Source organism: uncultured Aquimarina sp. (genome assembly GCF_947492405.1).
Lineage (GTDB): Bacteria > Bacteroidota > Bacteroidia > Flavobacteriales > Flavobacteriaceae > Aquimarina.
In genome coordinates this window covers 663849-689686 of record NZ_CANLMP010000003.1, presented here as the reverse complement: position 1 = coordinate 689686, position 25838 = coordinate 663849, and the positions used below count along the sequence as shown (strand labels likewise).

Genomic DNA, 25838 nt, shown 5'->3' with positions numbered 1-25838 from the left:
TTATTGCTTTTCTTTTTTGCATTGCCCAAAAAAGAAACAAAAAAGTCTAGTCTTATGAAATTTCATCTAAAAATATCGCTCTCTTCACTAAATTAAATTAAAACGTCTTTGAATTATTTAAGTTTTTGTTTTCAAAGAAAAACGCAACTTCAAATTACTTTTTTTTCTTCTTCACAAATTTAATTTTACGTTTCGATCACTTCATTTTTTACGTTGAAATTTCAGTAGGACATTAAAAAATTACAAACAGTGAAACTGCACCACTTTCTCCTCTTCTATATCTCTAAAAGAATTGGTAGTAAACACAGTATCAAATGATGTATTTAATGCTTCAAAACCTTTACTAAAAATCCCGTGACTCACTATCAAGCTAAGCTTTCCAGCATTTTTTTCTTTTAATGCCGTTGCCAATCCTAAAAATGTTCCTCCTCCATCACAGATATCATCAACAATTACGCAGTGTTTTCCTTTCAGGTCTTCTTCGTATACTCTAAATCCAGATAGCTTCCCTGTTTTTACATCTCTTTTCTTAGAACATTCTACAACTTCTATTCCTCCTAAATACTCAGATACTTTATAAATTTTTTTTAATGCTCCACCATCAGGAGATATCAACACAACTTCTTCATTGATATGCCTTAAACACTGTTTTACATACTCATAGTTCTCAATCACTTTTACATTATTTAACAACGCTGGAGTTACTTCAGAATGTGGATCAAAAACCATCACCTGATTATATTTTTGTGCATTGATGATATCTGCATATACTTTTACACTTAATGATTCTCCACTAACCATTACTCTATCTTGTCTAGCAGCTGGAAAATATGGAATCAATACGTTAATTAATTTCACATCCATTCTACGCAATGCATCTGTGGCAACTAACAATAAACCAACATCATTAAATGAATTCAATCTATGTGTAATTGTTACATCATTACTTATGGATTTTTCAGAGATTTTGATATGTGGCTCACCACCATTAAAAACAAACGAAGTAAACTCAATTGATTTATCGAATGGAGTAAATGATTGATCTAAATGTAAATACTGCATAATTGTGTTATTTTTACGCAAATATAAAACAGATCAATATATTGACAAAATATTTTGCGTAAAAAATACAATAAAAAATTTCGCAAGCTTTGAATTGACAGAATTACTCCACCCTTCCGTCTTTTCTAAAACAAAATTGTTTTAGAAAACCCACCTTCCTTTACAAGGGAAGGTACTTCTATTTTGACTATAATTATTTTTAGAGTGTGATTACTTTATATCAAAAAGGAAGCCTTCTTCTTTAAGTTTAAAGTATTGTTTTTGATTGAATTTGAAAAGATTTGCTGGTCTTCCTCTTCCTTCAGAAATTTTTTCTTTTAGTTCTTCTAAAATACCAAAACTTAGAATCTTTTTTCTAAAGTTTCTTCGATCGATTTGTTTATCCAAAATCGTCATATATAATTTCTCTAGATCAGAAAAAAGAAACTTATCTGCCAACAAATCAAAACCTATCGGTTCATAGGTCAATTTATTTCGCAAACGTTTTTTGGCGGCATCAAGAATTGTAGCGTGATCAAATGCTAACTCAGGAAGTTCATTAATATCAAACCAAGCTACATCATTAGCATCGGTATCTGCTTTTATACTATGATGCTCTGGTTTTACTAAACCAAAATAAGTAATACTTACCACTCTGTTTCTTGGATCTCTTCCTGGTTTTCCAAAAGAATATAATTGTTCCAGATAGTCAACAGTAACGTTAGTTTCTTCTTTAAGTTCTCGTTCTACAGCATCTTCTAAACTTTCATTCTCCAACACCAAACCGCCGGGTAAAGCCCATGAATCCTTAAATGGTTCTATATCTCTTTTGATTAAAAGCACATGCAGTGCCTTATCTTTGTATCCAAAGACTACCGCATCTACCGCTACTTTAATATTTTGGCGTATCATATACGCAAAACTACAAAATTACCCATCTTTATAAAACAAAAACTCCCGAAGAATCATCTTCGAGAGTTTTATATAATGTATATATTCTAAAGTTAAGCGTTTTGCTTTTTAATTAGATTCAAAGCAGAACCTTCTTTAAACCATTCAATCTGAGAATCATTATACGTATGATTTACTTCAATTACATCTTTAGAACCATCTGCATGTACAAATTCTATATTCAACGTTTTTCCAGGAGCAAAAGCATCTAAATCTAAGAAATTGATTGTATCATCTTCTTGAATTTTATCATAATCTGCTTCATTTGCAAACGTCAAACCTAACATCCCTTGTTTTTTAAGGTTTGTTTCGTGGATACGCGCAAATGATTTTACAATTACCGCAACAACACCTAAATGTCTTGGTTCCATTGCAGCATGCTCACGAGAAGAACCTTCTCCATAATTATGATCTCCAACCACTATCGAAGGAACACCTGCAGCTTTATAGGCTCTTGCTGTATCAGGTACACCACCAAATTCACTATTTAATTGATTTTTAACAAAGTTTGTCTTCTTACCAAAGGCATTAACGGCACCTATTAAGCAGTTGTTCGAAATATTATCCAAATGCCCCCTGAAACGCAACCAAGGTCCTGCCATAGAAATGTGATCTGTAGTACATTTTCCAAAGGCTTTTATCAATAATTTAGCTCCTTTAATTTCATCTCCTATTGGTTCAAAAGGAGTTAATAACTGAAGCCTTTCTGATGTTGGGCTTACATTAACTTCTACTCCACTACCATCTTCTACCGGTGCTAAGTATCCTGCATCCTCCACTTCAAAACCTTTAGGAGGCAATTCCCACCCAGTTGGCTCATCAAACATTACTTCTTGCCCATCTTCATTAAGCAACTTATCTGTTAACGGATTAAAATCTAAACGTCCAGATACTGCAATTGCTGCTGTTAATTCTGGAGATGCTACAAAAGCATGGGTATTAGGGTTTCCATCTGCACGCTTTGCAAAGTTTCTATTAAAAGAATGAACTATACTATTTTTAGGTGCATTTTTAGGATCACTGTATCTTGCCCATTGTCCTATACAAGGTCCACAAGCATTCGTGAAGATTTTAGCATCTAGTTTTTCAAATATCCCTAGAATGCCATCTCTCTCTGCAGTATATCGTACTTGTTCAGAACCTGGATTGATTCCTAATTCCGATTTCATTTTTAGACCTTTATCCAATGCTTGTTGCGCAATAGAAGAAGCACGTGATAAATCTTCATAAGAAGAATTGGTACATGAACCTATTAGTCCCCATTCTACCTGCAACGGCCAATCATTCGCTTTTGCCTTCTCTGTCATACTCGTACCAACCTCAGTTGATAAATCTGGTGTAAACGGCCCATTTAATAACGGTCCTAATTCCGAAAGGTTAATTTCTATAACCTGATCAAAATATTGCTCAGGATTTGCATATACTTCTGGATCTGCAGTTAAATGTTCTTTTACTTTATTAGCAGCATCTGCTACTTCAGCTCTTTCTGTAGCTCGTAAATACCGTTCCATTGATTCATCATATCCAAATGTAGATGTTGTAGCACCGATTTCGGCTCCCATATTACAAATAGTTCCTTTTCCGGTACAAGACATGGATGTTGCTCCTGGGCCAAAATATTCGACAATCGCATCAGTTCCTCCTTTTACAGTAAGAATTTCCGCTACTTTTAGAATCACATCTTTTGGCGCTGTCCAACCAGATAATTTACCTGTCAGTTTAACACCTATTAATTTAGGAAATTTTAATTCCCAAGGCATTCCTGCCATTACATCTACAGCATCTGCTCCACCTACACCAATTGCTACCATTCCTAATCCTCCCGCATTTACCGTATGAGAATCAGTACCAATCATCATACCTCCTGGGAATGCATAATTTTCTAATACTACCTGATGAATAATTCCTGCTCCTGGTTTCCAGAATCCTATTCCATATTTATCTGATACAGATTCTAAGAAATTAAATACTTCACTACTAGTATTCATCGCTGATTGTAAATCTTTATCAGCACCAACTTTAGCTTGAATTAAATGATCACAATGTACAGTAGTTGGAACGGCAACTTTCTTTTTTCCGGCTTGCATAAATTGCAATAATGCCATCTGAGCAGTTGCATCCTGGCAAGCAATACGGTCTGGAGCAAAATCAACATAATCCTTACCTCTTGTAAATGCCGTTTTACTTTTACCATCCCAAAGATGTGAGTACAAAATTTTCTCTGCTAATGTTAAAGGTTTTCCTGTTACTTCGCGAGCAGCATCTACTCTTTCGGCAACTTGAGCATACACCTTTTTTATCATATCGATATCGAATGCCATATAGTTGTGTTTTATGTATTTTCGTTATTCTTTTTTTAAGTATTCCAAGATACGAAATATCGAATGACTACGAAAAGAGTATGGAGAATATAGAATGATTATAAAAAGAATCTTAACAACATATTAGTAAATATGCTATAGCTCAAAATAGCTGTTATTAAAAATCATATCCAGATAGACCAGTTCTAAGTCTAATCAACCAAACTAGTTATTACTTATTAAACAATTTATTATAAAACGAAACGTCCATTATAAAAATTAAAAAAGCCTCAGCATTATTCATACTGAGGCTTTTTTAATTTTTATAAATCTTCTATTACATAACCAATTGTTTCTGAGATGGTTTAAATTTAGTCAATACAATACCATCAACAGCAGCTTCATATTCTTCCATAGTTGGAGTTCTCCCTAAAATAGTAGACAAAACTACTACCGGAGTTGATGAAAGTAAGGATTCTCCTTTTTTCTCACCAGAATCTCTAACAACTCTTCCTTGGAATAAACGTGTAGAAGTAGCCATTACCGTATCTCCTGGTTCAGCTTTTTCCTGATTACCCATACATAAGTTACATCCTGGACGTTCTAAGTATAACATGTTCTCATACTTCGTACGTGCTAAACCTTTTGGTGCACTATCATCAAACTCAAAACCAGAATACTTTACTAAAACGTCCCAATCTCCTTCTGCTTTTAACTCATCAACAATATTATATGTTGGAGGAGCAACAACTAAAGGCGCATTAAACACAACTTCTCCTTGTTGTTTCTCAATGTTCTTTAACATTTGAGCTAAAATTTTCATATCTCCTTTATGAATCATGCAAGAACCTATGAAACCCAAATCTACTTTCTTAGTTCCTCCGTAAAAAGATAATGGTTGAATGTTATCGTGCGTATAACGCTTAGATACATCTTCATTATTTACATCAGGATCAGCAATCATTGGCTCAACAATCTTGTCTAAATCAATAACAACTTCAGCATAATATTTAGCATCTGCATCTGGTTTTAATGCTGATTTAGTTCCTGTTTTAATTTCAATGATACGGTTATTAGCTTTATCAACTAATCCTTTAAGATCTTGCTTAGGATTATCCATTCCCTTATCAATCATAATTTGAATACGATCTCTAGAAATTTCTAATGACTCTATTAAAGTATCATCTTCTGAAATACAGATAGATGCTTTAGCCTTCATTTCTGCAGTCCAATCTGTAAATGTAAATGCTTGATCAGAAGTTAATGTACCGATATGTACTTCTATAATTTTTCCTTGGAAAACGTTTTCACCTTCAAACTGATTTAACATCTGTTCTTGAGTCGCGTGAACAACATCCCGGAAATCCATATAAGGTTTCATTTCCCCTTTAAAAGTAACCTTTACAGACTCTGGAATTGGCATAGTAGCTTCTCCTGTAGCTAATGCTAAAGCAACTGTACCTGAATCCGCTCCAAAGGCAACACCTTTTGCCATACGTGTGTGTGAATCTCCACCTATAATCACATCCCAATCATCAACCGCAATATCATTTAATACTTTATGAATTACATCTGTCATTGCATGATATTTCCCTTTAGGGTGACGTGCAGTAACTAATCCGAAGTCATTCATAAATTTCATTAATCTTGGAATGTTAGCTTTAGACTTATCATCCCAAACAGAAGCTGTATGACATCCTGATTGATACCCTGCATCAACAATTGGAGAAATAACCGTAGCAGCCATCATCTCTAATTCTTGAGAAGTCATTAAACCTGTAGTATCCTGAGAACCTACAATATTAACTTCAACTCTAACATTTGAACCTGCGTGTAATGTTTTTCCTGGTGTTGTTCCTACTGCATTTCTGTTGAAAATTTTCTCAACAGCAGTTAAACCTTGTCCATCTACAGAAACTTCTTTAGAAGCAGCGTATACTTGAGGAACATCTATTTCTAAAACTTTACAAGCAAATGTTTGTAATTTCTTACCGAAAACAACTGCATAAGAACCTCCTGCCTTAATAAACTCCATTTTTGGTGGTGTTAAAGCAGTTGAGATATCTTTTAATTCTTTATCTCCGTTATATAATTTCTTTGTTTTAGTATTTATGGTAAGTACTGTACCTGTAGCTACAGAGTACTCTTCTTTTAAGATTGCCTCTCCTTCTTCATCAACTATTGTATTTCCGTCAGCATCTTTTTGCTTTACCCAGTTTTTAAGGTCAATTCCTATACCACCAGTTACACCAACAGTTGTTAAGAAAATTGGAGCTATACCATTTGTACCTGCAATTACTGGTGCTATATTAATAAATGGCACATATGGGCTAGAAGAAATACCTGTCCATAATGCTACATTGTTTACACCTGACATTCTCGAAGAACCTACTCCCATAGTTCCTTTTTCTGCAATTAACATCACACGTTTATCAGGATGTTGCTCTTTTAAGGCTAACAATTCATTTTGCATATCTTTATTATGCTCAAACATACACTGACCGTGTAACTCGCGATCCGATCTTGAATGTGCATCTGCTCCCGGAGATAATAAATCTGTAGAAATATCACCTACACCTGCGATATAAGTCACAACCTCTATTTCTTCATCAATCTCAGGCAACTCGGTAAAGAATTCTGCTTGCGCATAACTTTCGATAAGTTCTTTAGCGATGGCACTACCTGCTTTAAAAGCATTTTCTAAACGCTCCATATCTGCTTCGTACAAGAACACTTGAGTCTTTAATACTTTAGCAGCTTCAACAGCAATAGCAGCATCGTCTCCTAAAGCAAGATCTAATAAAACCTCGACAGAAGGGCCTCCTTTCATATGAGATAATTGTTCATAAGCAAAAGTTGGAGTAATTTCTTTTACTACCTCTTGGCCTAAAATAATCTCCTTTAAAAACTTAGCTTTTACACCAGCAGCACTCGTTGTACCGGGTAAAACATTATAAATAAAAAAGTTTAGAGAATCATCGCGATGTGCATTATTGTTATCCTTAATTTGCGAAATAACTTCGCTTAATAACTCAGCTCCATCAATTGGCTTAGGGTGTAACCCAAGGGATTTCCTTTCTTCGATCTCCCTGATATAATCATTATAAGTGTTCATAGTACGTAATAGAATTCTTTCCTGGTTTAATATAAATGTTAGGAAAACGTATAAACTTCTCTTACCTGTTCATAGTAGAACAGTACAATTCTATTTATTATACTGCCATATAACAACAAGCTATATACTTTGTAGCGAAGTTTAGGTAGTCCTTACATCTTTTCAATACATCTATAACTTTAAATTTCTCAAAAATATGACTATAATTTTCTCTATTTATAGCTAAAGGGTATACCTGAATCAAGAAACGGTATTTTGTGTTTCTACAACTTAAACATAAACCTTTTTATCATATCTATATCGAGAGTAATATAGCTTTATAATACGTATTGAAAAGTCTGACGAAAATACGAATTTTAAAGGATTTTATTAAATGAATAGCCTTATTAGCCCTTTTTTACATTTTTAAAAAAAATATCACTTGTATTAGTGCAAATCATCAATTTTAGAACTATTAAAATAGCAATCACATAAAAAAATATCTAATATTTTAATTGCCTTCTTTCAGAATTACGAAAACGTTATAGTAAATTATTAAGTTATTGATTTAAAAACCATCAATTTTAACAAAAAAACAAAAAAACAAAAAAAGAGTGAAGTTTTATCAACTTCACTCTTCAAACGTAACGTAAACTAAATTTAGCGATCCATTTTCCTTCCTTTTTCAGGATCAGTACCGCCCCTTCTTTTCTTTTTCTTTATTTCTCCATATTTTTTTAATTGTTCATCACTAAGGGATGCTTCGAATTTACTTTTTTCTGCTTTCATTATCTCTTTATGCGATTTCTTCATTTCCTTCTGATCATCACTTAATGTAGATTTTAACGCTTTATGCTTTCCTTTTCTGGAAAGGTCACCATTTTGGACAATTGCTAATTGCTCTTCTGTGTAGGTAGCCTCCATAGTCTTTCTATGCTCCTGGCGTAACTGCTTTTGATATTCTAATTGTGCTTTCTGATCTTCAGACAAACTTTCATTAAACTCTTTTCTTAATTCTCTTTTTTGTCGGCGATCATCTCTTCTATCCGCTATCTCATTTGATTGGGCTGACACTGTTATGATTCCCAAAAACAAGATCATCGTGTAGGTTAAAACATTTTTCATCTTTCTTTTCTTACTAATTAAACTTTATTTCTAACGAACGTTCAATACTAAGACTGACAGAATTCAAAAAGGTTTAATTGAATAAAGAATAAAATGCTCATTAAGAAGATTTAAAATACATACTTGCTCCAATTGATAACGTAATTTGCATGTAAATGATTTTTTACAAGACCATAAACCTTTTAACCTGAATCTATATCGATACTATCAAAATGAGTTTCTATACAAACACTTAAAATAGGACTAAAAAAATGTTAAAAATAGGGGTATTTTCCCTTAATAAATTATTTTCGCCACTTCAAATTGAAGATCTTAAGAAATGGTATTCCCCAAGTATCCATTTCGGTAAAACTCAATTGTGAATAATTGCAAACAAAAAGCCCATTACCTACTTAAATGGGCTTTTTTATTTATTGTCCTGTCCTAAAATAAGTTGACACAAAATTGACTTATTTACAATTGCGCTGAGAGGAATTATAAAATTTCGTTGTAATTAATCAGATAAGGTAGTTTCTATAGAAATACTATCTAATTTATTTGCAAAATCTTGATAAGCTTTCGTAATATAAATTGCTCTCTTTTCCATTATTATTGTTGCTATTAATAATGTAGGCTGTAACCTTTGCAAATATGTTATATGCAGAAGTTTTAGAATAACATCTCTATACAATGTATATTCGGAATTATTAAAATCTTGTTGAGCTACAGCATAAATAAAGAAGAACAACGATAAAAAAATATTTTATAAATTCTCCAACTATCTTTGTTGAAACCACATTTTAAAACAAACTCTGAATAATATCCTCAATACTTACTCCTTCTGCTTCCGCTTTGTAGTTTTTAATCATACGATGGCGTAGTATTCCCATCGCTACTGCTTGTACATCTTCTATATCAGGAGAAAACTTTCCTTTAATAGCTGCATTTGCTTTTGCTGCTAAAATTAAGTTCTGAGATGCTCTTGGACCGGCACCCCAATCGATATAATTTTTAACTAAATCCGTGGCTGCTTCTCCATTTGGCCTAGTTTTAGAAACCATTCCTACAGCATATTCAACAACATTATCAGCTACTGGAATACGACGTATTAAATGCTGAAAATCTATAATCTCCTGTGAAGAAAATAAAGGATTAATAGTTGCAGAAGTATCTCCTGTAGTACTTTTTACGACTTCTACCTCTTCCTGAAAACTAGGATATTTTAATTCTATTGCAAACATAAACCTATCTAATTGAGCTTCTGGCAAAGGATATGTTCCTTCTTGCTCAATGGGGTTTTGTGTCGCCAATACGAAATAAGGTAAATCTAACTTATAATTATGTCCTGCTACCGTTACTGATCTTTCCTGCATTGCCTCTAATAAAGCAGCCTGAGTTTTAGGTGGAGTTCTGTTAATCTCATCTGCCAAAATAATATTAGAAAATACTGGCCCTTTTATAAATTTAAAATGTCTTGACTCGTCTAATATTTCACTCCCTAAAATATCACTTGGCATTAAATCTGGTGTAAACTGAATTCTTTTAAAATCCAATCCTAAAGCCTTGGCAATAGTATTTACCATTAATGTTTTTGCCAATCCAGGAACTCCTATAAGTAACGCATGACCTCCTGAAAATATAGAAATCAGTATCTGATCGATTACTTCTTCCTGACCTATGATTATTTTAGCTATTTCTTTTTTGAGTTCGGTATGTTTGCTTACCAGTTTTTCTACTGCTGCAACGTCAGACATATTATTTTTCTTTTTTTAACCAGTTACCGCTATACTCACAGTCTCTGTACTCTCCATTAATTTTTATGTAGGTATCAGTAATTTTTTCTTCCTGCCACTTTCGTATTGCTTCAATTTGCTTTTTTCTAAGAGCTAGTTCTTGTATTTTCAAATAGTCTTTAGAATAATCTGCAATATGCTCATCAAAACGATTCAATACGGTAATTAATTTAAACTTTTTACGACCTTGTCGATCTTGATCAGGAATTACTAATGAAACTTCATTAGTTTTCAATTTTGATACTTGATCGTACAATATAGGATCAATTTTGGTAAGTTCAAAACGTGTATCACCTGTTGTAGGATTTAATAATTGTCCTCCATCTTCTTTTGTTTCTTTTTCGTCGCTAAACTTTCTTGCAGCATCCTTAAAACCAATTGTTCCATTAACTATTTCTGTACGAACAGAATCCACCAGCTTTTGAGCCACTTCTACACTCTCTCTTGTAACATCCGGAATTAAAAGAATATGTCTTACATCAATTTCTTCTCCTCTAACTTTATCTAATTGAATGATATGCCATCCAAAATCTGTTTTAAAAGGCTCACTAACTTCTTCTACCTGCAAACTAAATGCTACATCCTTAAATTCTTTAGCAAATGGTGTCTGGCGGTTTAATGTATATTTCCCCCCTTTTGATTTAGATCCAGGGTCCTGAGAATATAATACTGCTTTTGTAGCGAAGCTACTTCCATTCTCTACAATATCAGTTCTAAACTGTTTAAGTCTATCAATTACTTTTTGTTCTTCTTCTTCAGGTATCTTAGGATCGATTACAATCTGCGCCAGTTCTAATTCTGTTCCAAAAAGCGGTCTTTCATCTTCCGGAATCTCATCAAAAAATTCTCTTACTTCTTCTGGTGTAACTTCTACTTCTTCTACAATTTTAGAACGCATTTGTTCTGCCAATCTATTTCCTTTATTAATTTCGAAAAGCTCTTTTCTAAAATCCTCTTCACTTTCTTTTCTATAGTATTTTATTACCTTATCTATCGTTCCAATCTCTCTGATCATATAACTTAATTGTTGATCTACCATAGAACTTACTTCTGCATCTGTAACGAGAACACTGTCCTGAACTGCGTGATGTGCATATAATTTATTCTCGAATAAACTTCCAGCCAATTCACAACGACTAACATCAGTAGCAGAAACACCTTCGCTTATTAATTGTTGATATGCAATCGTAACATCGCTATCCAATATTACATATTCTCCTATAACAGCCGCAACTCCATCGATCTTAATCCTATCAGATGGATTTACAGAATCTTCCTTTTTCTCTACTTCCTTCTTTACATCTTCAATGATTTCCTGAGCATATATCTGAGTACCTGTTCCAACTAGTAATAATGCAACAAGAAAAGTAGCATTCTTAATTATAGATTTCAAATTGTTTGTTTTTAATAGCATCTTTCGTAATATCCTTTTCTAATTTTTTTATAAGCTCTCGCTTCCTTTTATTTAATATAATCTGTCGTATTGTTGGTCTTATATATGTTAAAGGCGCCGTTTCGTTTTTCTTAAGCACTTCTTCAATCTTAATCATATATACTCCCAAAGAATCACGTAATTGTATGTATTTCCCTTTTTTCAACACCTTATTTCTATCCTGAGTCTTAAGAACTGGTATTTTATTTAATACCTGATCAAATTGAACCCAAATAGAATCACCAAAAGAAAAAGTAACAAATTCTAACTTTTTTGTCAGCAAATCTTCTTCATCCTCTTCTTTAAAACGATTAAAACGTGTCTGCGTTGCAACAATATTATTATAATCAGGTGGCAAATGTAAGTAACGTAACTTTACTAATTCTTCATTAAGATTAAAATTTTCTAAATTTTCTGAATAATAGGAACTCATATCTTCCTCCGTAATCTCCATATTAATGGATTTATTGATCACAGCATCTTTATAAGCATTAATATATAAGGTACTCTTATAATCCTCTACAAGGTTATCAAATTCCTGAAGTTCTGTTTCGTTTAAATTACGTTTAGACTGATCTATAAACAACTGTCTTGTTGCCCAAATATTAATATAGTTGTTTATTATATTAATACTATCCTCTTTTGCAGTGCCATCTGGCACTAGATTTTTAACATCGTCTTTATAAAGATATGTTTCATTTACTCTTGCTACTACTTCTCTATTTGCCTGACGATTTATATTTCTACAAGAAACCAATAAAAGAAACAGTATTATAATTGAGAGGTATCGCATTTATATGGATAGGTCTTTTTTAATTTTTTTTAAGGTCTTTTTGTTTAGCTCTACAGAATATTTTTTTCTAAGTTCGTTTAACCACTTTTTTTCTAAGTCTTCTTGAAAATCATTAATTACTTTACCCTTAGTTTCTTCAAAAGTTTTGATTCTAGCCGGCATTACCTCCAATACTTTCAATAGTGTTATATAATCATTCTCATTAATACTTACAATTTGTCCTTTCTCTCCAGAAAAACTATTGGTAATTGGGATTTCTCCTTTAATTAACTCTTCTTCAGAGAAGAGCACTTTATCTGTATCCGATACGTTCACTTCTTTTTTAATTTCTTCAACGGATTTTCCTTTTCCAATAAGAGTTTTCACTTTTCCTATTAATTCTTGATTAGAGGAAGATGCTTTTATAACCTTATACGTTTCTTCTTTAAGATACGTTTCTTTTCTGGATTCATAGAATTTTTTGAGTCCTACAGAATCAGTTTTTGCTGCATTCCATATTTTAGACTCCATTAAATCGAATAATAACAATCCATCTCTATACTCTGAAATCACATTGGCAAAATCCTGATTATCTTCTTCTAAATGTTCTTCATAATATCCAAGCAACTGAGCGGACTCATATTCATCATACATCGTATCTACATAGATAGCCACATCCGAAATTCTGCTTTTACTAGCATCTCTTTGTTGTATAAACTTGGCAAAATCCATATATAAATAACTTTGGTCACCTATAGAAAATAAAGGCTTCTCCATCATTGGATCACTGTCTGGGGCTTCCCATTTTTCCTTAAAAATAGTAGCCGGTACAATCTTTTTAAAATACGCTATCGATTCTTCATTTCTTTTTAAAGCATACTTCTCTTTAAGAGAATTAATAAAAGACTTCGTAATTAATTGAGATCTACTATCCTTTTTAATTTTTTGAGTAAGTTCTCCCTTTAATTCTTCAAAAGCTTTAGGAGGGTGTTTCTCTAATAATTTTATGATGTGCCAGCCATATTTTGTTTTAACAGGTTTAGAAACTTCTCCTGGTGATTGTAAAGCAAAAGCCGCTTTCTCAAAATTCTCAGAATTTAAAGCTCCTTGTCCAAAACGATTTATTTCACCCCCATTAACAGCTGTATTACGATCATCACTATACTGTTTTGCTAAAGATTTAAAAGAAGCATTTTGTTTTAATTGAGAACCAATCTCTTTAATTCTTTTTTCTGCTTCATCTTCGGTTCTTTCTTTATTAAAAGCAACCATTATATGAGCTACTGTAACTTCTCCTAATGCTTTTTGCCTATCATTAACCTTTACAATATGATATCCAAAACGTGTTTTAAACGGTTCTGAAACTTCTCCTACTTTTGTTGTAAAAGCCGCTTGCTCAAAAGGGTATACCATTCTAAAGGCTGAAAACCAACCTAAATCACCTCCGTTTTTATTTACAGAAGGATCTTGACTATATTGAGTGGCTATTTCTTTAAAATCAGTCCCACTAATAATTTTATTTCTAGCTTCAGTAATCTTCTGATATGCTATTAAGGTATCTTTAGGAGATGCACCAGATTGAAGCTGAACTAAAATATGACTTGCATTCACTCTTTCCTGTAAGCGGTCATAAGCCTCTTTGACCAATGCATCCGAAGCTTTTGTATCTGTAAGATATCCAGAGGACAGTTGTTTTTTATACCCTTCAAGTTCTTTAATATAGGACTGCTTCTTATTGAGACCTTGTTCTTTAGCTTCCTCTAATTTTAATTTATAATTAATGAAAAGCTCTAGATATTCATCGATATCTTTTTGAGATTCATCTTTTACCAGATCAATGTTTTTAAGATATACCCGTTTAAACTCAGATGTATAGACAGGTGAATTATTGATCATTAGAAGTACAGAGTCTTTTTGTTGACCATATAGGAAGGAGCAAAATATTACTCCTAAAAAAAGTAAGATAGATTTTTTGTGCATAGTTCTCTTTAATAAAGTCCCCAATCGGACAAAAATAACAATATTAATGCGTTTTGCAAGCTCTTTCTTGTAACGAATGATAATGGCAATATAGTATTAAATACCTTTTAAAATTTTACTAATCTCCTTATCTTGTAATTTTATATCACTTTGTTAATATCTAAACAATTTATAATACACATTGGAAAGAAAATTAAAACTCATTTGGGATTTTAGAGGTCCCGCAGCAAGTAAAACGGCTGAGCATCATGAAATTCATCTTAAAGAATATATCATTTCAGAAAAATTATCTATTAATATTACTGGTTATCAAGACATAAACGACATGCATAGTATTGCTTTTATGATCGTCACGGATTCTGAAATGAAAGTTACAAGAGATGCTTTAAAACCTCATCGAGGTCAACTATATGAAGAATAGATTTTTAAAAAATATTTTTCTTGGCACGTATATTGTCTTAGACCTTATATATTTGCAAAAATTTTAAATCAAGAATTAAAAAAATAAGAATGAAAAACATACTATTTCCAATTTTATTATTGATCATTAGTGCACAAACGATTGCACAATCTAAGGTAGGAACAATCGATAGCGAATTTATTCTTTCTAAATTACCGGAACTTACTAAAGTACAGGAAGAATTAAAAGTGTACAATGCCAAGTTAGAAGCTGATCTAAAGGTAAAAGTTGAGGATTACCAAGCAAAAGTAAAAGCGTATCAGGAAGGTGTAGCTGCAATGACTGAACCTATTAAAAAAACAAAGCAGGAAGAAATTATTGCTTTAGAAAATGATATTGCTAAATTCCGTCAGAATGGATCTCAATTAGTTCAAATAGAACAAAACAGACTCTTACAACCTTTATACACTAAAATAGGTAAAGCATTAGAAGAGGTTGCTAAAGCTGAAGGATATACTCAAGTATTGACAATTACAACGAGCGGATTAGCTTATATCGATCCTAATTTTGATCTTACCAAAACAGTAATGACTAAACTAGGTATTCCCTTACAATAAGAAATAAGATAGAATTATAACATATAAAAAACGCTTCAAGTTATTTTGAAGCGTTTTTTTATGTCTTTTTTTTTACAGTTACTTATCTACTATAATTAGGTGCTTCCTTAGTAATAGTAACATCGTGAGGATGGCTTTCGTTGATTCCACTTGCCGTAATTTTAACAAAACGACCAGTTTCTTTCAATGTGGCTATATCTTTAGCTCCGCAATATCCCATTCCGGCACGTAGTCCTCCAACAAATTGATGAATACTTTCGTACAATTCTCCTTTATACGCTACACGTCCTACAATTCCTTCCGGAACTAATTTCTTAATATCGTCTTCTACATCCTGAAAATACCTATCTTTTGACCCTTGCTTCATTGCTTCTACAGATCCCATTCCGCGATAAGATTTAAATTTTCTACCTTCATAAATAATGGTTTCGCCTGGAGATTCTTTTGTTCCTGCTAATAAAGATCCTAACATTACAGTATCTGCTCCAGCAGCGATGGCCTTAGGTATATCACCTGTATATCTAATTCCTCCATCTGCGATAACCGGAACACCAGATCCTTTAATCGCTGAGGCAACTTCTAAAACTGCCGAAAACTGGGGAAATCCAACTCCAGCAACTACTCTGGTTGTACATATAGATCCTGGTCCAATCCCTACTTTTACAGCATCGGCACCAGCTTCTACTAAATATTTGGCTGCCTCTGCAGTTGCAATATTACCAACTACTACATCTAGATTTGGAAATTTCTTTTTAACTTCTTTAAGAACAGCCACGACTCCTTTGGTATGCCCATGAGCTGTATCAATAATTACAGCATCTACTCCGGCTTTCACTAAAGCTTCTGCTCGATCGACTGCATCTCCCGTAACGCCAATCGCTGCAGCTACTCTAAGACGTCCTAAATTATCTTTATTGGCACTTGGTTTCAATGTAAGCTTAGTGATATCTCTAAACGTTATCAAACCTACCAATGTATTTTTATCATTTACTACCGGTAACTTTTCAATCTTATTATTTTGCAGTATAACTTCTGCTTCCTGTAATGAAGTTCCTTCTCCTACTGTAACCAGATTCTCACTAGTCATTACTTCTGATATAGGTCTTTCATTATTTTTTTCAAAACGTAAATCTCTATTAGTAACAATACCCAGTAGTTTATTATTATCATCTACGATAGGAATCCCGCCAATACTGTGCTCTCGCATATTATTTTTAGCATCAGCTACTTTTGCATCTAATGGTAAGGTAACAGGATCTATGATCATTCCACTTTCTGCTCTTTTAACTTTACGAACCTTCATCGCCTGTTCCTGAATAGTCATGTTTTTATGCAACACACCTATGCCTCCTTCTTGCGCCATAGCAATAGCCATACGACTTTCTGTAACTGTGTCCATAGCAGCAGAAACTATAGGAACATTAATGGTTATATTTCTAGTAAATTTTGTTTGAATACTTACTTCTCGTGGTAACACCTCAGAAAATGCAGGGACTAAAAGTACGTCATCATAGGTAAGACCTTCTCCAAGGATTTTGGACTCGTGTGCTGTCATCGCAATTAAGATTTAATTGCGTGCAAATATAAGTCTTTTTTAAAGGAATCCTATAAAAACAACGAGAGTAATATCCTTTTTATTTTTCGGATAAAGTAAAGCAAAAAATTTAGATGCTCACTCGTCATCAAAAAACACTTGAAACAGCCTTAAACACTGGTTTTAAACTTATTAAAATAATTTTAAGCAATATATTATTGTAAAAAACGTTGATAAAACGTTCATTAATTTAACATTAATTTAATATTTAAACAGTATATTTCGTTCAGGTAGATCCCAAATCACCTAAAGCCCCAAAAAAGAATAACCTATGAGAATTAGTATTAGCCTGCTATTGGTATGCTTATGTATCAATATTACAAATGCCCAGTTTACAGAATCCCCTCTTACCAAAGTTCAATTCAAAACTTCTAAACAAACTGAACGTAAGAAATCCAAAAAGAGTTTATTTACCAAAAGAGTAGTGCCTATTACACTGATGGCTTCTGGTATTCTTCTATCAACAAGTGATTTTGAAAAATCATTGCAAAAGGATATTAGAAGTTCGGTTGGAAATGATTTTTATTTTGGTCTTGATGATTATACAAGATATGCACCGATCGTTCAGATGTATGCAGCTGATATTTTTGGCGTTGCATCCAGAAATCATTGGTTTGATCAAACTAAAAACCTTTTAATATCATCTATAGTAACCAGTGCCGCAACAACGATACTGAAAAAAGAAGTTGGTAAACCAAGACCAGGGGATCCATCAAAATTAAATTCTTTTCCTTCTGGACATACTTCTATGGCTTTTGTTTCTGCGGCTGTTTTATACGAAGAATTCATAGATTCTAGCCCACTTTTAGCATATAGTGGATATTTTTTTGCAGTTACTACTGGTAGTCTAAGGATGATGAATAATAAACACTACCTCTCTGATGTATTGGTTGGCGCAGGTATCGGAATCTTAACGACTCGATTAGTATATCATTATGAACATCTTATCTCTTGGAACCCCTTCAAAAACTCAGAAGATATTGCTTTCGCACCACAATTTACAGGCGATAGTGTAGGATTATACTTTTCTAAGTCTTTTTAATTCTAACAAATTACAAACCTTCTGCATAAGAGAAATTTTCTTTAGACACGTATTTTAAATAATCTAATTTTAGTTTAGTGATTTGATTAAAATGGAGGTAGTCATGTGCCAACCAATTGGCTAAAAACTGATGAGCAGTCATTGGTCCTATATCAGGATGATGGGTTATATTTTCCCATTTTGGATTAATTAGAGATGTTAACCAGTTTATAGATGCCTGTCGTTCTTCTAAAAAACGATGTAGCATTACCTCATACGCTTGTTCTATATATCTTCGTTCCTCGACCCAACCTTCGGGATCGATTGGCGCAAATTGCTGATCAGGAGTATCAAGTATATGTTTCGTTCTTTTTCTAAAATCCTCATGTTCTTCATCATACAGATGACTAACTATTTCTAACAAACACCATCTGCTTGGTTTATCCTTCCACACATACTCTTCTTTTGGAATACCTTCTAAAAGTTCTTTAAAGACTAGTTTGTTTTTTTGTAAACCTTTAATTAATAGTTTATGGTTCATATTTTTTACATTAGAATTTCTAAAATCATCTTACTAATTAAACACATCTTTTAAAAAATAAAAAAAAATTTAGTCTGCAAAAAGCTCGAACCTTATTCAATACTTCTACATTACTATTTCTTTAGAGTTATTTATTATCTCCGTAAACACATATACTGAAAATATTACCCCTATTAGAAAAGGGTAACAAACCCCTATTAAAATCAGTTATTTCACTCTTTGCACATAGGATAGTATCGTTTACTTTTGGAAAAACAATATTGAAGTTCTTATAATTATTTGAGTTAGCCAAATTCAATATATGTAATAAACAAAAAGCCTAAGAAATTATAACGCCAAAAACTCTCTTTTTTGAGTATGGGCCAGTCAGAACGGAGGGTAAGAAAAAACTAGATAAATGTAATTGTATACATTTCTGACAATAGTGGAAGTATTCAAAACTAAGTGGTAATTATTTTTTTTAGGCTTTTTTGTGATATCCTATTTTAAACTATAAAAAATAAGAATCTATTATAACAAATCTCTTCTTCTAGATTTACCTACTTAGATGGTGCTAATTTAAACCTAAAACACCTAAACATGATCATCATTAATTCTAAAAGAATTACAAATTTTTTAATTGTATTTACTATTTCATTTCTTGGAATTACTTGTGGAAAAGAAAAATGCCCAAAACCAGATGCAGAAAATCTTAAAGCAACGATCACCATCGCTGCAGGAGGATTAGCTATTAGTGGCAGCGCCGGATCTGTAAAACCAGGAGCTACTGTAACTATTACAGATGCTGTAGGTATATCGACTACAGTAAGAGCCAATAATGATGGAAGTTTTTTTGCTCCTTTTGGTCAATCTAATGCCGGAATAGGAGATTCATTATCTATCACCCAAAAAACAAATAATTGTGCAGAAAGTGATGCTACGAATATAACAATACAGCGACCTTAATAACCAACCGCGAAAGGGTTGCCAAATACTAAATAGTATTGACAACCCTTTTTAAATTAATTTAGTTGGCTAACCTTATTCTTCCATAGATTTCTCAAAAGCCCTACGCATTCTTTATACATAGATTAATTCTATATCTATTTAGGTTAAATCTTTTTTGAAGCTTTAAAATAAGTCAACATGTTAGCCAGAGATAGCAAATTTAGCTTTGACAATATTGATCTTTAGAGACTTCTCTTATCCAATCTAACATAATCCACATACATATAAGTATTCCAAAAAATATTTATTCTGGAATTATTAAAAATACCTGTATCAGAACCTACATTCAAATTAAATATAATATTGTGATCTTTAAAATTTTCGAGCCTTAGGTCGTTATCTACGCTATTGGTGTAGTTCGCAACACGATTACCATCTACATAAATTTGAACTGTCACTGAACCATTTCTATTGATCCATCTTTGTTGATAAGTATGCCATCCTTCTCCCACATTATAACCTCTTTCGGCATTGGTACCTAGCTGATTTTGTAAATAGTTTTGACCATAAAATAAATTACTGGCAAATCTTGCTGAATTACCAAAAGAATATCCTTCCATAATATCAATTTCTCCACGGGTAGGCCACGTATTACTTCTTTCATTCACGGTCCAAAATGCTGGCCATGCACCATACGTGTCGGCAAATCCTTTATAATTATTTCCTTCTTTGGCGATTAATTTAATTCTTGCAGTTAATCTATACTCCTCATTCCTTGCTGGATGAAAATCAAAATTAGATTTTACGTGCCCAGATTCATAGGAGTCATTACCTGATTTATAAGCTTGCAAACGCAAACAACTACGCCCATCAAGACTTGCTATTTCTGCATTCCAGTTTCTGTAAGTACAACGACTAGAATTATAATCCGCTCTATTATGCGTTCTTTCCCATTTGTTCAAATTACCATTAGCATTAAAATTATCTGTAAATTGTCTACTCCAAGGCCCAGCCTTTTCAGTTAATTCATCTATACTTTCTATATCATTCGAAGATTCTTCGAGGATGACATCTTCCGTTTCACAGGCAGATATAAGATAAACTAATAACAAAACTCCAAAAGATTTGACTAACATTCTCATAATATTATTTTTGGTTAATGATTATGTAACCAAATTACCAACTGTTTTATCAATTTGTTAAATAAAGCTATTAAACTATATTGAATATTCTATTTTAATATTAATTTTTTAACAATAATCAAAAATCAAAATTACAAAAACCAAGATCCTACAAGGATTTGTAAGAATTCTAGCAACGCAAACGTTTGCGTTGTTTTTTTCACATTTATTTAGTTAAATTTTAAAAACATAAGAAAATTTTAAGATGTTTCAATAGTAAAAACACTCAAAATCAAACTCATATCTTATATCTTTTATTAAGAAATGTCCTATTTATATTTTTGAAACCAAAAAAATAGTATCATTTCCTGTATAAAGACTTGAGCAGAAAAAATAAAAAAATGGATGATATCTTACTCTAAATATGCTTTATTTACTCCCCGATATCTTCATTCCAGATTTCAGGTTTATTTTTTATAAAAGTATTCATTAAATCTTTGCACTCCTTATTATCAAGAACAATCACCTCTACTCCATTTTCTTTTAAAAGAGCTTCAGATCCCAAAAACGTTTCGTTTTCACCAATAACAACTTTAGGGATTCCGTATAGCAATATAGCTCCAGTGCACATAGAACAGGGTGACAATGTCGTATATAAAGTACATTCTTTATAAACAGAAGCAGGTTGTCTACCTGCATTTTCAAGCGCATCCATTTCTCCATGAAGTACTACACTTCCTTCTTGAATCCTTTTATTATGTCCTCTGCCCAAGATCTTATCTCGGTATACAATGACTGATCCAATAGGTACGCCCCCTTCTTTTAGTCCTTTTTTTGCTTCTTCTATTGTAGCTAGCATAAATTTATCCATACGTTTAATATTTGGGAATTTTTAATTCTTCTTTATTAATGTTAAAAGCTTCTTCTAACCAATTCGTCATTTGCCATATATGAGTATACTCCTTTCGTTTCCCAAAACGATCGATATAAGTCTTGGAAAACGTTTCATGGTGGATAATCAAATAATATTTAATTCCTATTTGTTTAATTTCAAGTGAAGAATACATTTTATTTTCTAAGCACTCTATTAATAATTTGAATACAGCAAAATTTTCATTTTTCATAAGCTTATTCAATGTAACAATTCCTGAATTTTTGCCGAAACAGCTCCGCGTTCACTTATCCTTATAATCCCTAGTACGATTCTTGCGATAAATCCTGGATTAGTAATTATCGAAACTTTTTGTGCTACTTTTTGATCTCTTTGTTCAATGATCACTTTTAATTCATCATTTGTAGTCGCAGCTACTTCTTTAGCAAATTTCCAGGCTCCATCTCTAGCTAATTCCATACTAAAATCCACAAGAAAGTTATCTACTTTATTAGTGAATTTTAGAATCTTTTTTAGTGTTGGCCAAATATTAGCCAAATCACTCTCAACTTCTGTTACTAAGGATGAAAGTATCTCATTGATTTTATCAAAATCTCCTTTAAGATCTTCTATATTTTTTCCTCTGGAAACTTCTGCCGCTGCAATACCCAAATCTAAATTAATATGTGCGTTTATCCCAACTAATAGATGCTGTAATACTATTGGCCAATAGTCTTTAGAGATATTAAAAGCTATTTCCCAAGAATCTGTTACTGGTTTGTTTTCCTGATAATCAAAATATGCATCTAGATACCTACTAGCAAAAATCACATCCAGCTTTTCCATTCTGGGACCATCATCAAAAAAATTATTCTCTATACCTTCCTTGACTTTTAAGGTTACTCTTCTATACAATGCAGCAAAATATCCTAGTGGATCATTATTAGTTTGTGATTTCAGAATAATATTATCTAAAGAAACGATGACATCATCTATGGTTCTGATTTGTTCCAAAATGTAGTTATATACTATTGATTCCCTCTAATGTACTAATAATTTTCAAGGAGTATATTGATTTTGGAAAGAAGTCGCAAGCTTACCTAAAATTCTAATTTATTTAAGATTTCATTTCTCTTAATTTAATTTTCAGTAAATTTAATAAGACACTGATTTGCAATGAAAAAGGCAACTTTATTATTAGCACTAATATTAGGATATGCTCCATTTTGGGCTCAATCGAATCCTACTTTTTATGGTGTAAAATCGCATTATGGTTTTATTTTAGCGCATTCACCTGAATTAAAATCTATTTCGCAAACGAATCCTTACGGAATACAACTAGAGTATAGTTGGCTAAAAACGAGCGATAAGGCTTGGAAAACCTGTTTTTGCTATGGTAGGTCAGGCTTTTCTTTTGCCTATTATAATTACAACAATCCTGATGTACTAGGTAGTTCTTATAACTTGATTTACTTTGTAGAACCTTATTTTACATACCGAGGTCCTTTAAAATTTTCTCTAAGAGGTTCTATAGGAGGTACTTATCTTAATAAAAAATTTGATGAAGAAACAAACCCCGAGAACGTATTATTTAGCACTCATTTTAGCTTTTATCTAGCTTTGTCTCTTAATCTTAATTACCATATTAGTGATGGTTATTCTATAAATTTATCTGCGAACTATAATCACATTTCTAACGGAGGCCAAAAGCAACCTAATAAGGGGATGAACTTTCCGACACTTTCTATTGGTGTTGACAAAATAATCAACAATACCCCACTAAAACGTAAACCCAAATCCTTACGCTCTTATGACACTTCATTTGATTATTATATGGGCACATTTGCTAGTCTGAGATCATCTGATAGAGATGCTGAAGCCAGTAATCATCTTTTGATTGGGTTTATGGGTGGAATTCTAAAACCAGTATCTGGTATCAATGGTTTAAATACTGGTATAGAATTTTGGTATGATTACTCTGACCGAGAAATTGCAAGAAAGCAAGGAATTAATGATTCCGCTTTTTCCTCAGCCATTACTGCCGGGCACCATTTCTCTATTGGTGATTTTTATTTTTTACAACAGTTTGGTTTTTACCTAACACGTCCTAAGAATATTCAAGAAAATTGGTTATATCAGCGATATTCTTTTTGGTACAGCATTGGATCCTCTAAACGCTGGACCATTGGCGCGTCTCTAATAGCCTATGGTAAAGTTGCCGACCATATGGATGGTAGATTAATATATCTTATCAATTAGTGTATTATTTTCATTATATGCCTTCTTCGGTTATCTTCTTTTTTAACTCGATGATTTCTGATAAAATCTTTATTTCTTTCTTAATATTTTTTCGAACCGCCATAAAAGGAATGATTGCACCGATAATGTATGAAACATCTATTAAAATCAGTTGCCAAGTCTCAAAATACAAACTAAACTCTGGAGTTATCATATAAAAACCTATCGTATATAAACCTATGATTCCAATAGTTATGGGTCCATGAATGGTTTTTCTGAAATCATAAAAACTAATCGTATCATTCGTTGTCTGTAATGCATCATCCACCACATTGATTTTTTTTGCTTTAGACACACTAATGATCTCTATAATAATTCTCATTAATAATCCACCTATCATTAGTCCTACTCCTACTCTGCTCAATACCTCTTGTACAGGCGCTACAAAATAGAAAAAAGCGGTGATTCCAATCAAAACTATGGATAAAACTAAGATATTTCCATAATGAAAACGTGTACTCCAGCTTTTCTTTTTTCTTATTGATAATAAAAGGGCTTCCATATCATATGATCTACTCTCAATACTGCTTTTATCTGTTTGCCATTGATTCTGCAATGCTTCAAATTCGTTACTCATGATCTAATATTTTTTTAAGTCTTTTTTTAATCCTATGGATCTTTACTCTTACATTCGTCGGTTTTATTCCCATAATTTCTGATATAGTATCATAATCCTGTCCATCTAAAACCATCATAATTAATAATCTATCTACTTTTTCTAAGGCACCTATAGCAAGATAAAGGCTCCTATTTTGGTCTGAAGTTAGCTCTGAAGGTTCTTCTGCCAGAGCATATTCAACTTTTTCTATAGATACTTTTTTATTCTTTTGTTCTTTTCTGATATGCTGTAGACAAGTATTTACTGTGATCCGATATACCCAGGTTTTATGACTGGATTTACCCATAAAGCCTCCCATTGCATTCCATATATTGATGAATACTTCTTGAGATAAATCATTGGCTAAATCAGTATCTCCTTTCATATATCCCAGACACATTTGTAATACCATTGGATAGCATTCCTTGTAGATTGTTTCGAAAAGTTGCTGGTTCTTCTTACTCATTGATCAAGAAAGCATTTACTTTTTCATAAAATAATTCTGGTTGATCAAACATAATAAAGTGCTTACTGTCGGGTATCATCTCTATGGTCTTATCAGATAGGGCAGCATATTGTTTTTCGTAATTTGTTTTTGCCATTTCGATAGTAGGAAAAGCTGTTCCTAAAATTAAAGTTTTTGCAGTAATTTTATTTAACACCTCTCTAAGGTCCAATTTTAAAAGATCCGTATATCCGTACACATATGTTTTTCGATCTGCTTTTAGTATCCAATTAAGCAAAGTATCAACTTTATCCTTTTTATTAGTCATGTTTTGAGCCATCATCATAGCAGTTTGTTTAAACTGATCATCATTCATTGCCAGCATCTGTTTATTATATGGACTTTCATACTGAATTTGACTTTCTGGAACGCCTGGCATCATTAATTCACGCATACAAGGAATCGAATCTACAAGTACTAGACCTTTTATCGTATCAGGTAAAATAGCAGCAATATCTACTGCTAGATTTCCTCCCATACTATGACCAATAATGGTAACATCCGTTAGTTTTTTTTCTTTAATATAGTCAACCAATTCTTTCTTAATTGTATCATACCATGGCATCTCTATAGGTGCTTTACCATCAAATCCAGCATATGATACTACGTAATATTGTTGGTCACCCTGTAAATTAGCAACAGTCTCATCCCAAATTGATCCAGGATTGGTAAAACCTGGTAAAAATAAAACAGGACTTCCATTTCCCGATATTTCTATGGTGATTGCAGGGGCTTGACTAAAAGCCAGATTAACAATTACAAGTAATACAAAGGTGATTTTTAAATTTCTCATGATGTTTTGTTTTTGATTTCCCCTTTGACGCAAAGGATTACAAATTGTTACACCATCCTTCTAAAAAAACGAACAAATAAACAAT

General features: G+C 32.6%; 24 protein-coding genes. 5 read left to right on the top strand and 19 right to left on the bottom strand.

What is annotated here, in order from left to right; translation table 11 throughout:
• Nucleotides 1-240: 240 nt before the first annotated feature.
• From prs to Q0829_RS14525, 10 genes are all read right to left on the bottom strand, one after another.
• On the bottom strand, nt 241-1062 hold the full coding sequence (gene prs, locus Q0829_RS14570; protein ID WP_298544305.1) for a ribose-phosphate diphosphokinase: 822 nt from the start codon (nt 1060-1062) through the stop codon (nt 241-243).
• Nucleotides 1063-1272: 210 nt separating this feature from the next.
• Nucleotides 1273-1953 (bottom strand): NUDIX domain-containing protein, encoded by a 681-nt coding sequence (locus Q0829_RS14565; protein WP_298544302.1) that lies wholly within the window; start codon nt 1951-1953, stop codon nt 1273-1275.
• Between the two features lie 92 nt (nt 1954-2045).
• Nucleotides 2046-4313: an aconitate hydratase gene (locus Q0829_RS14560; RefSeq protein WP_298544300.1), complete on the bottom strand. Its 2268-nt coding sequence runs from the start codon at nt 4311-4313 to the stop codon at nt 2046-2048.
• Between the two features lie 316 nt (nt 4314-4629).
• Nucleotides 4630-7407, bottom strand: a complete 2778-nt coding sequence (locus tag Q0829_RS14555; RefSeq protein WP_298544298.1) for a bifunctional aconitate hydratase 2/2-methylisocitrate dehydratase — start codon at nt 7405-7407, stop codon at nt 4630-4632.
• A gap of 639 nt (nt 7408-8046) precedes the next feature.
• Nucleotides 8047-8511, bottom strand: a complete 465-nt coding sequence (locus tag Q0829_RS14550; protein WP_298544295.1) for a hypothetical protein — start codon at nt 8509-8511, stop codon at nt 8047-8049.
• A gap of 493 nt (nt 8512-9004) precedes the next feature.
• On the bottom strand, nt 9005-9238 hold the full coding sequence (locus Q0829_RS14545; RefSeq protein WP_298544293.1) for a hypothetical protein: 234 nt from the start codon (nt 9236-9238) through the stop codon (nt 9005-9007).
• Nucleotides 9239-9290: 52 nt separating this feature from the next.
• The gene (locus Q0829_RS14540) at nt 9291-10244 is read right to left on the bottom strand and encodes a MoxR family ATPase (protein ID WP_298544289.1); all 954 of its coding nucleotides are present in this window, start codon (nt 10242-10244) and stop codon (nt 9291-9293) included.
• Nucleotide 10245: 1 nt separating this feature from the next.
• Nucleotides 10246-11676 carry a peptidylprolyl isomerase gene (locus tag Q0829_RS14535; protein WP_366893320.1) on the bottom strand — a complete coding sequence of 477 codons (1431 nt, stop codon included), beginning with the start codon at nt 11674-11676 and terminating at the stop codon, nt 10246-10248.
• Nucleotides 11660-12508: a peptidyl-prolyl cis-trans isomerase gene (locus Q0829_RS14530; protein WP_298544285.1), complete on the bottom strand. Its 849-nt coding sequence runs from the start codon at nt 12506-12508 to the stop codon at nt 11660-11662. Before Q0829_RS14530 ends, Q0829_RS14535 begins: the two co-directional genes overlap by 17 nt.
• Nucleotides 12509-14383, bottom strand: coding sequence for a peptidylprolyl isomerase (locus tag Q0829_RS14525; RefSeq protein WP_298544282.1), 1875 nt, complete (start codon nt 14381-14383; stop codon nt 12509-12511).
• A gap of 265 nt (nt 14384-14648) precedes the next feature.
• On the opposite strand from Q0829_RS14525, the gene Q0829_RS14520 reads away from it, so the two are divergent.
• Both Q0829_RS14520 and Q0829_RS14515 read left to right on the top strand, forming a co-directional pair.
• Nucleotides 14649-14888 (top strand): hypothetical protein, encoded by a 240-nt coding sequence (locus Q0829_RS14520; RefSeq protein WP_298544280.1) that lies wholly within the window; start codon nt 14649-14651, stop codon nt 14886-14888.
• Nucleotides 14889-14977: 89 nt separating this feature from the next.
• A complete protein-coding gene (locus Q0829_RS14515) occupies nt 14978-15484 on the top strand; it encodes an OmpH family outer membrane protein (RefSeq protein ID WP_298544278.1) in 507 nt (168 codons plus the stop codon).
• An 82-nt stretch (nt 15485-15566) separates the two neighbouring features.
• Here Q0829_RS14515 and guaB read toward each other — a convergent pair whose 3' ends face one another.
• Entirely contained in the window at nt 15567-17039 is a 1473-nt protein-coding gene (gene guaB / locus Q0829_RS14510) for an IMP dehydrogenase (RefSeq protein WP_298544276.1), read from the bottom strand.
• Between the two features lie 310 nt (nt 17040-17349).
• Here guaB and Q0829_RS14505 point away from each other — a divergent pair, with 310 nt between their 5' ends.
• Nucleotides 17350-18120: a phosphatase PAP2 family protein gene (locus Q0829_RS14505; RefSeq protein WP_298544274.1), complete on the top strand. Its 771-nt coding sequence runs from the start codon at nt 17350-17352 to the stop codon at nt 18118-18120.
• A gap of 10 nt (nt 18121-18130) precedes the next feature.
• Here Q0829_RS14505 and Q0829_RS14500 read toward each other — a convergent pair whose 3' ends face one another.
• Nucleotides 18131-18640, bottom strand: a complete 510-nt coding sequence (locus Q0829_RS14500) for a DinB family protein (RefSeq protein ID WP_298544271.1) — start codon at nt 18638-18640, stop codon at nt 18131-18133.
• A 579-nt stretch (nt 18641-19219) separates the two neighbouring features.
• Here Q0829_RS14500 and Q0829_RS14495 point away from each other — a divergent pair.
• Complete coding sequence (locus Q0829_RS14495) at nt 19220-19585, top strand: hypothetical protein (protein ID WP_298544269.1); 366 nt, start codon at nt 19220-19222, stop codon at nt 19583-19585.
• Nucleotides 19586-19809: 224 nt separating this feature from the next.
• On the opposite strand, the gene Q0829_RS14490 is transcribed toward Q0829_RS14495, so the two are convergent.
• The 4 genes from Q0829_RS14490 to Q0829_RS14475 all read right to left on the bottom strand — a co-directional run bounded on the left by Q0829_RS14490 (nt 19810) and on the right by Q0829_RS14475 (nt 22573).
• The gene (locus Q0829_RS14490; protein WP_298544266.1) at nt 19810-20709 is read right to left on the bottom strand and encodes a glycoside hydrolase family 16 protein; all 900 of its coding nucleotides are present in this window, start codon (nt 20707-20709) and stop codon (nt 19810-19812) included.
• A gap of 412 nt (nt 20710-21121) precedes the next feature.
• Nucleotides 21122-21559, bottom strand: coding sequence for a nucleoside deaminase (locus tag Q0829_RS14485; protein ID WP_298544263.1), 438 nt, complete (start codon nt 21557-21559; stop codon nt 21122-21124).
• A 4-nt stretch (nt 21560-21563) separates the two neighbouring features.
• The gene (locus Q0829_RS14480) at nt 21564-21755 is read right to left on the bottom strand and encodes a hypothetical protein (RefSeq protein WP_298544261.1); all 192 of its coding nucleotides are present in this window, start codon (nt 21753-21755) and stop codon (nt 21564-21566) included.
• Between the two features lie 65 nt (nt 21756-21820).
• Nucleotides 21821-22573, bottom strand: a complete 753-nt coding sequence (locus Q0829_RS14475) for a DUF5995 family protein (protein ID WP_298544258.1) — start codon at nt 22571-22573, stop codon at nt 21821-21823.
• Nucleotides 22574-22735: 162 nt separating this feature from the next.
• Here Q0829_RS14475 and Q0829_RS14470 point away from each other — a divergent pair, with 162 nt between their 5' ends.
• Nucleotides 22736-23818, top strand: a complete 1083-nt coding sequence (locus Q0829_RS14470) for an acyloxyacyl hydrolase (RefSeq protein ID WP_298544254.1) — start codon at nt 22736-22738, stop codon at nt 23816-23818.
• Nucleotides 23819-23831: 13 nt separating this feature from the next.
• Here Q0829_RS14470 and Q0829_RS14465 read toward each other — a convergent pair whose 3' ends face one another.
• The 3 genes from Q0829_RS14465 to Q0829_RS14455 are packed head-to-tail and all read right to left on the bottom strand — an operon-like array spanning nt 23832 to nt 25753.
• The gene (locus Q0829_RS14465; protein ID WP_298544253.1) at nt 23832-24434 is read right to left on the bottom strand and encodes a hypothetical protein; all 603 of its coding nucleotides are present in this window, start codon (nt 24432-24434) and stop codon (nt 23832-23834) included.
• Nucleotides 24427-24921, bottom strand: coding sequence for an RNA polymerase sigma factor (locus tag Q0829_RS14460; RefSeq protein WP_298544251.1), 495 nt, complete (start codon nt 24919-24921; stop codon nt 24427-24429). The genes Q0829_RS14465 and Q0829_RS14460 overlap by 8 nt, the downstream gene beginning before the upstream one ends.
• Entirely contained in the window at nt 24914-25753 is an 840-nt protein-coding gene (locus tag Q0829_RS14455) for an alpha/beta hydrolase (RefSeq protein ID WP_298544248.1), read from the bottom strand. The genes Q0829_RS14460 and Q0829_RS14455 overlap by 8 nt, the downstream gene beginning before the upstream one ends.
• Between the last annotated feature and the right edge of the window lie 85 nt (nt 25754-25838).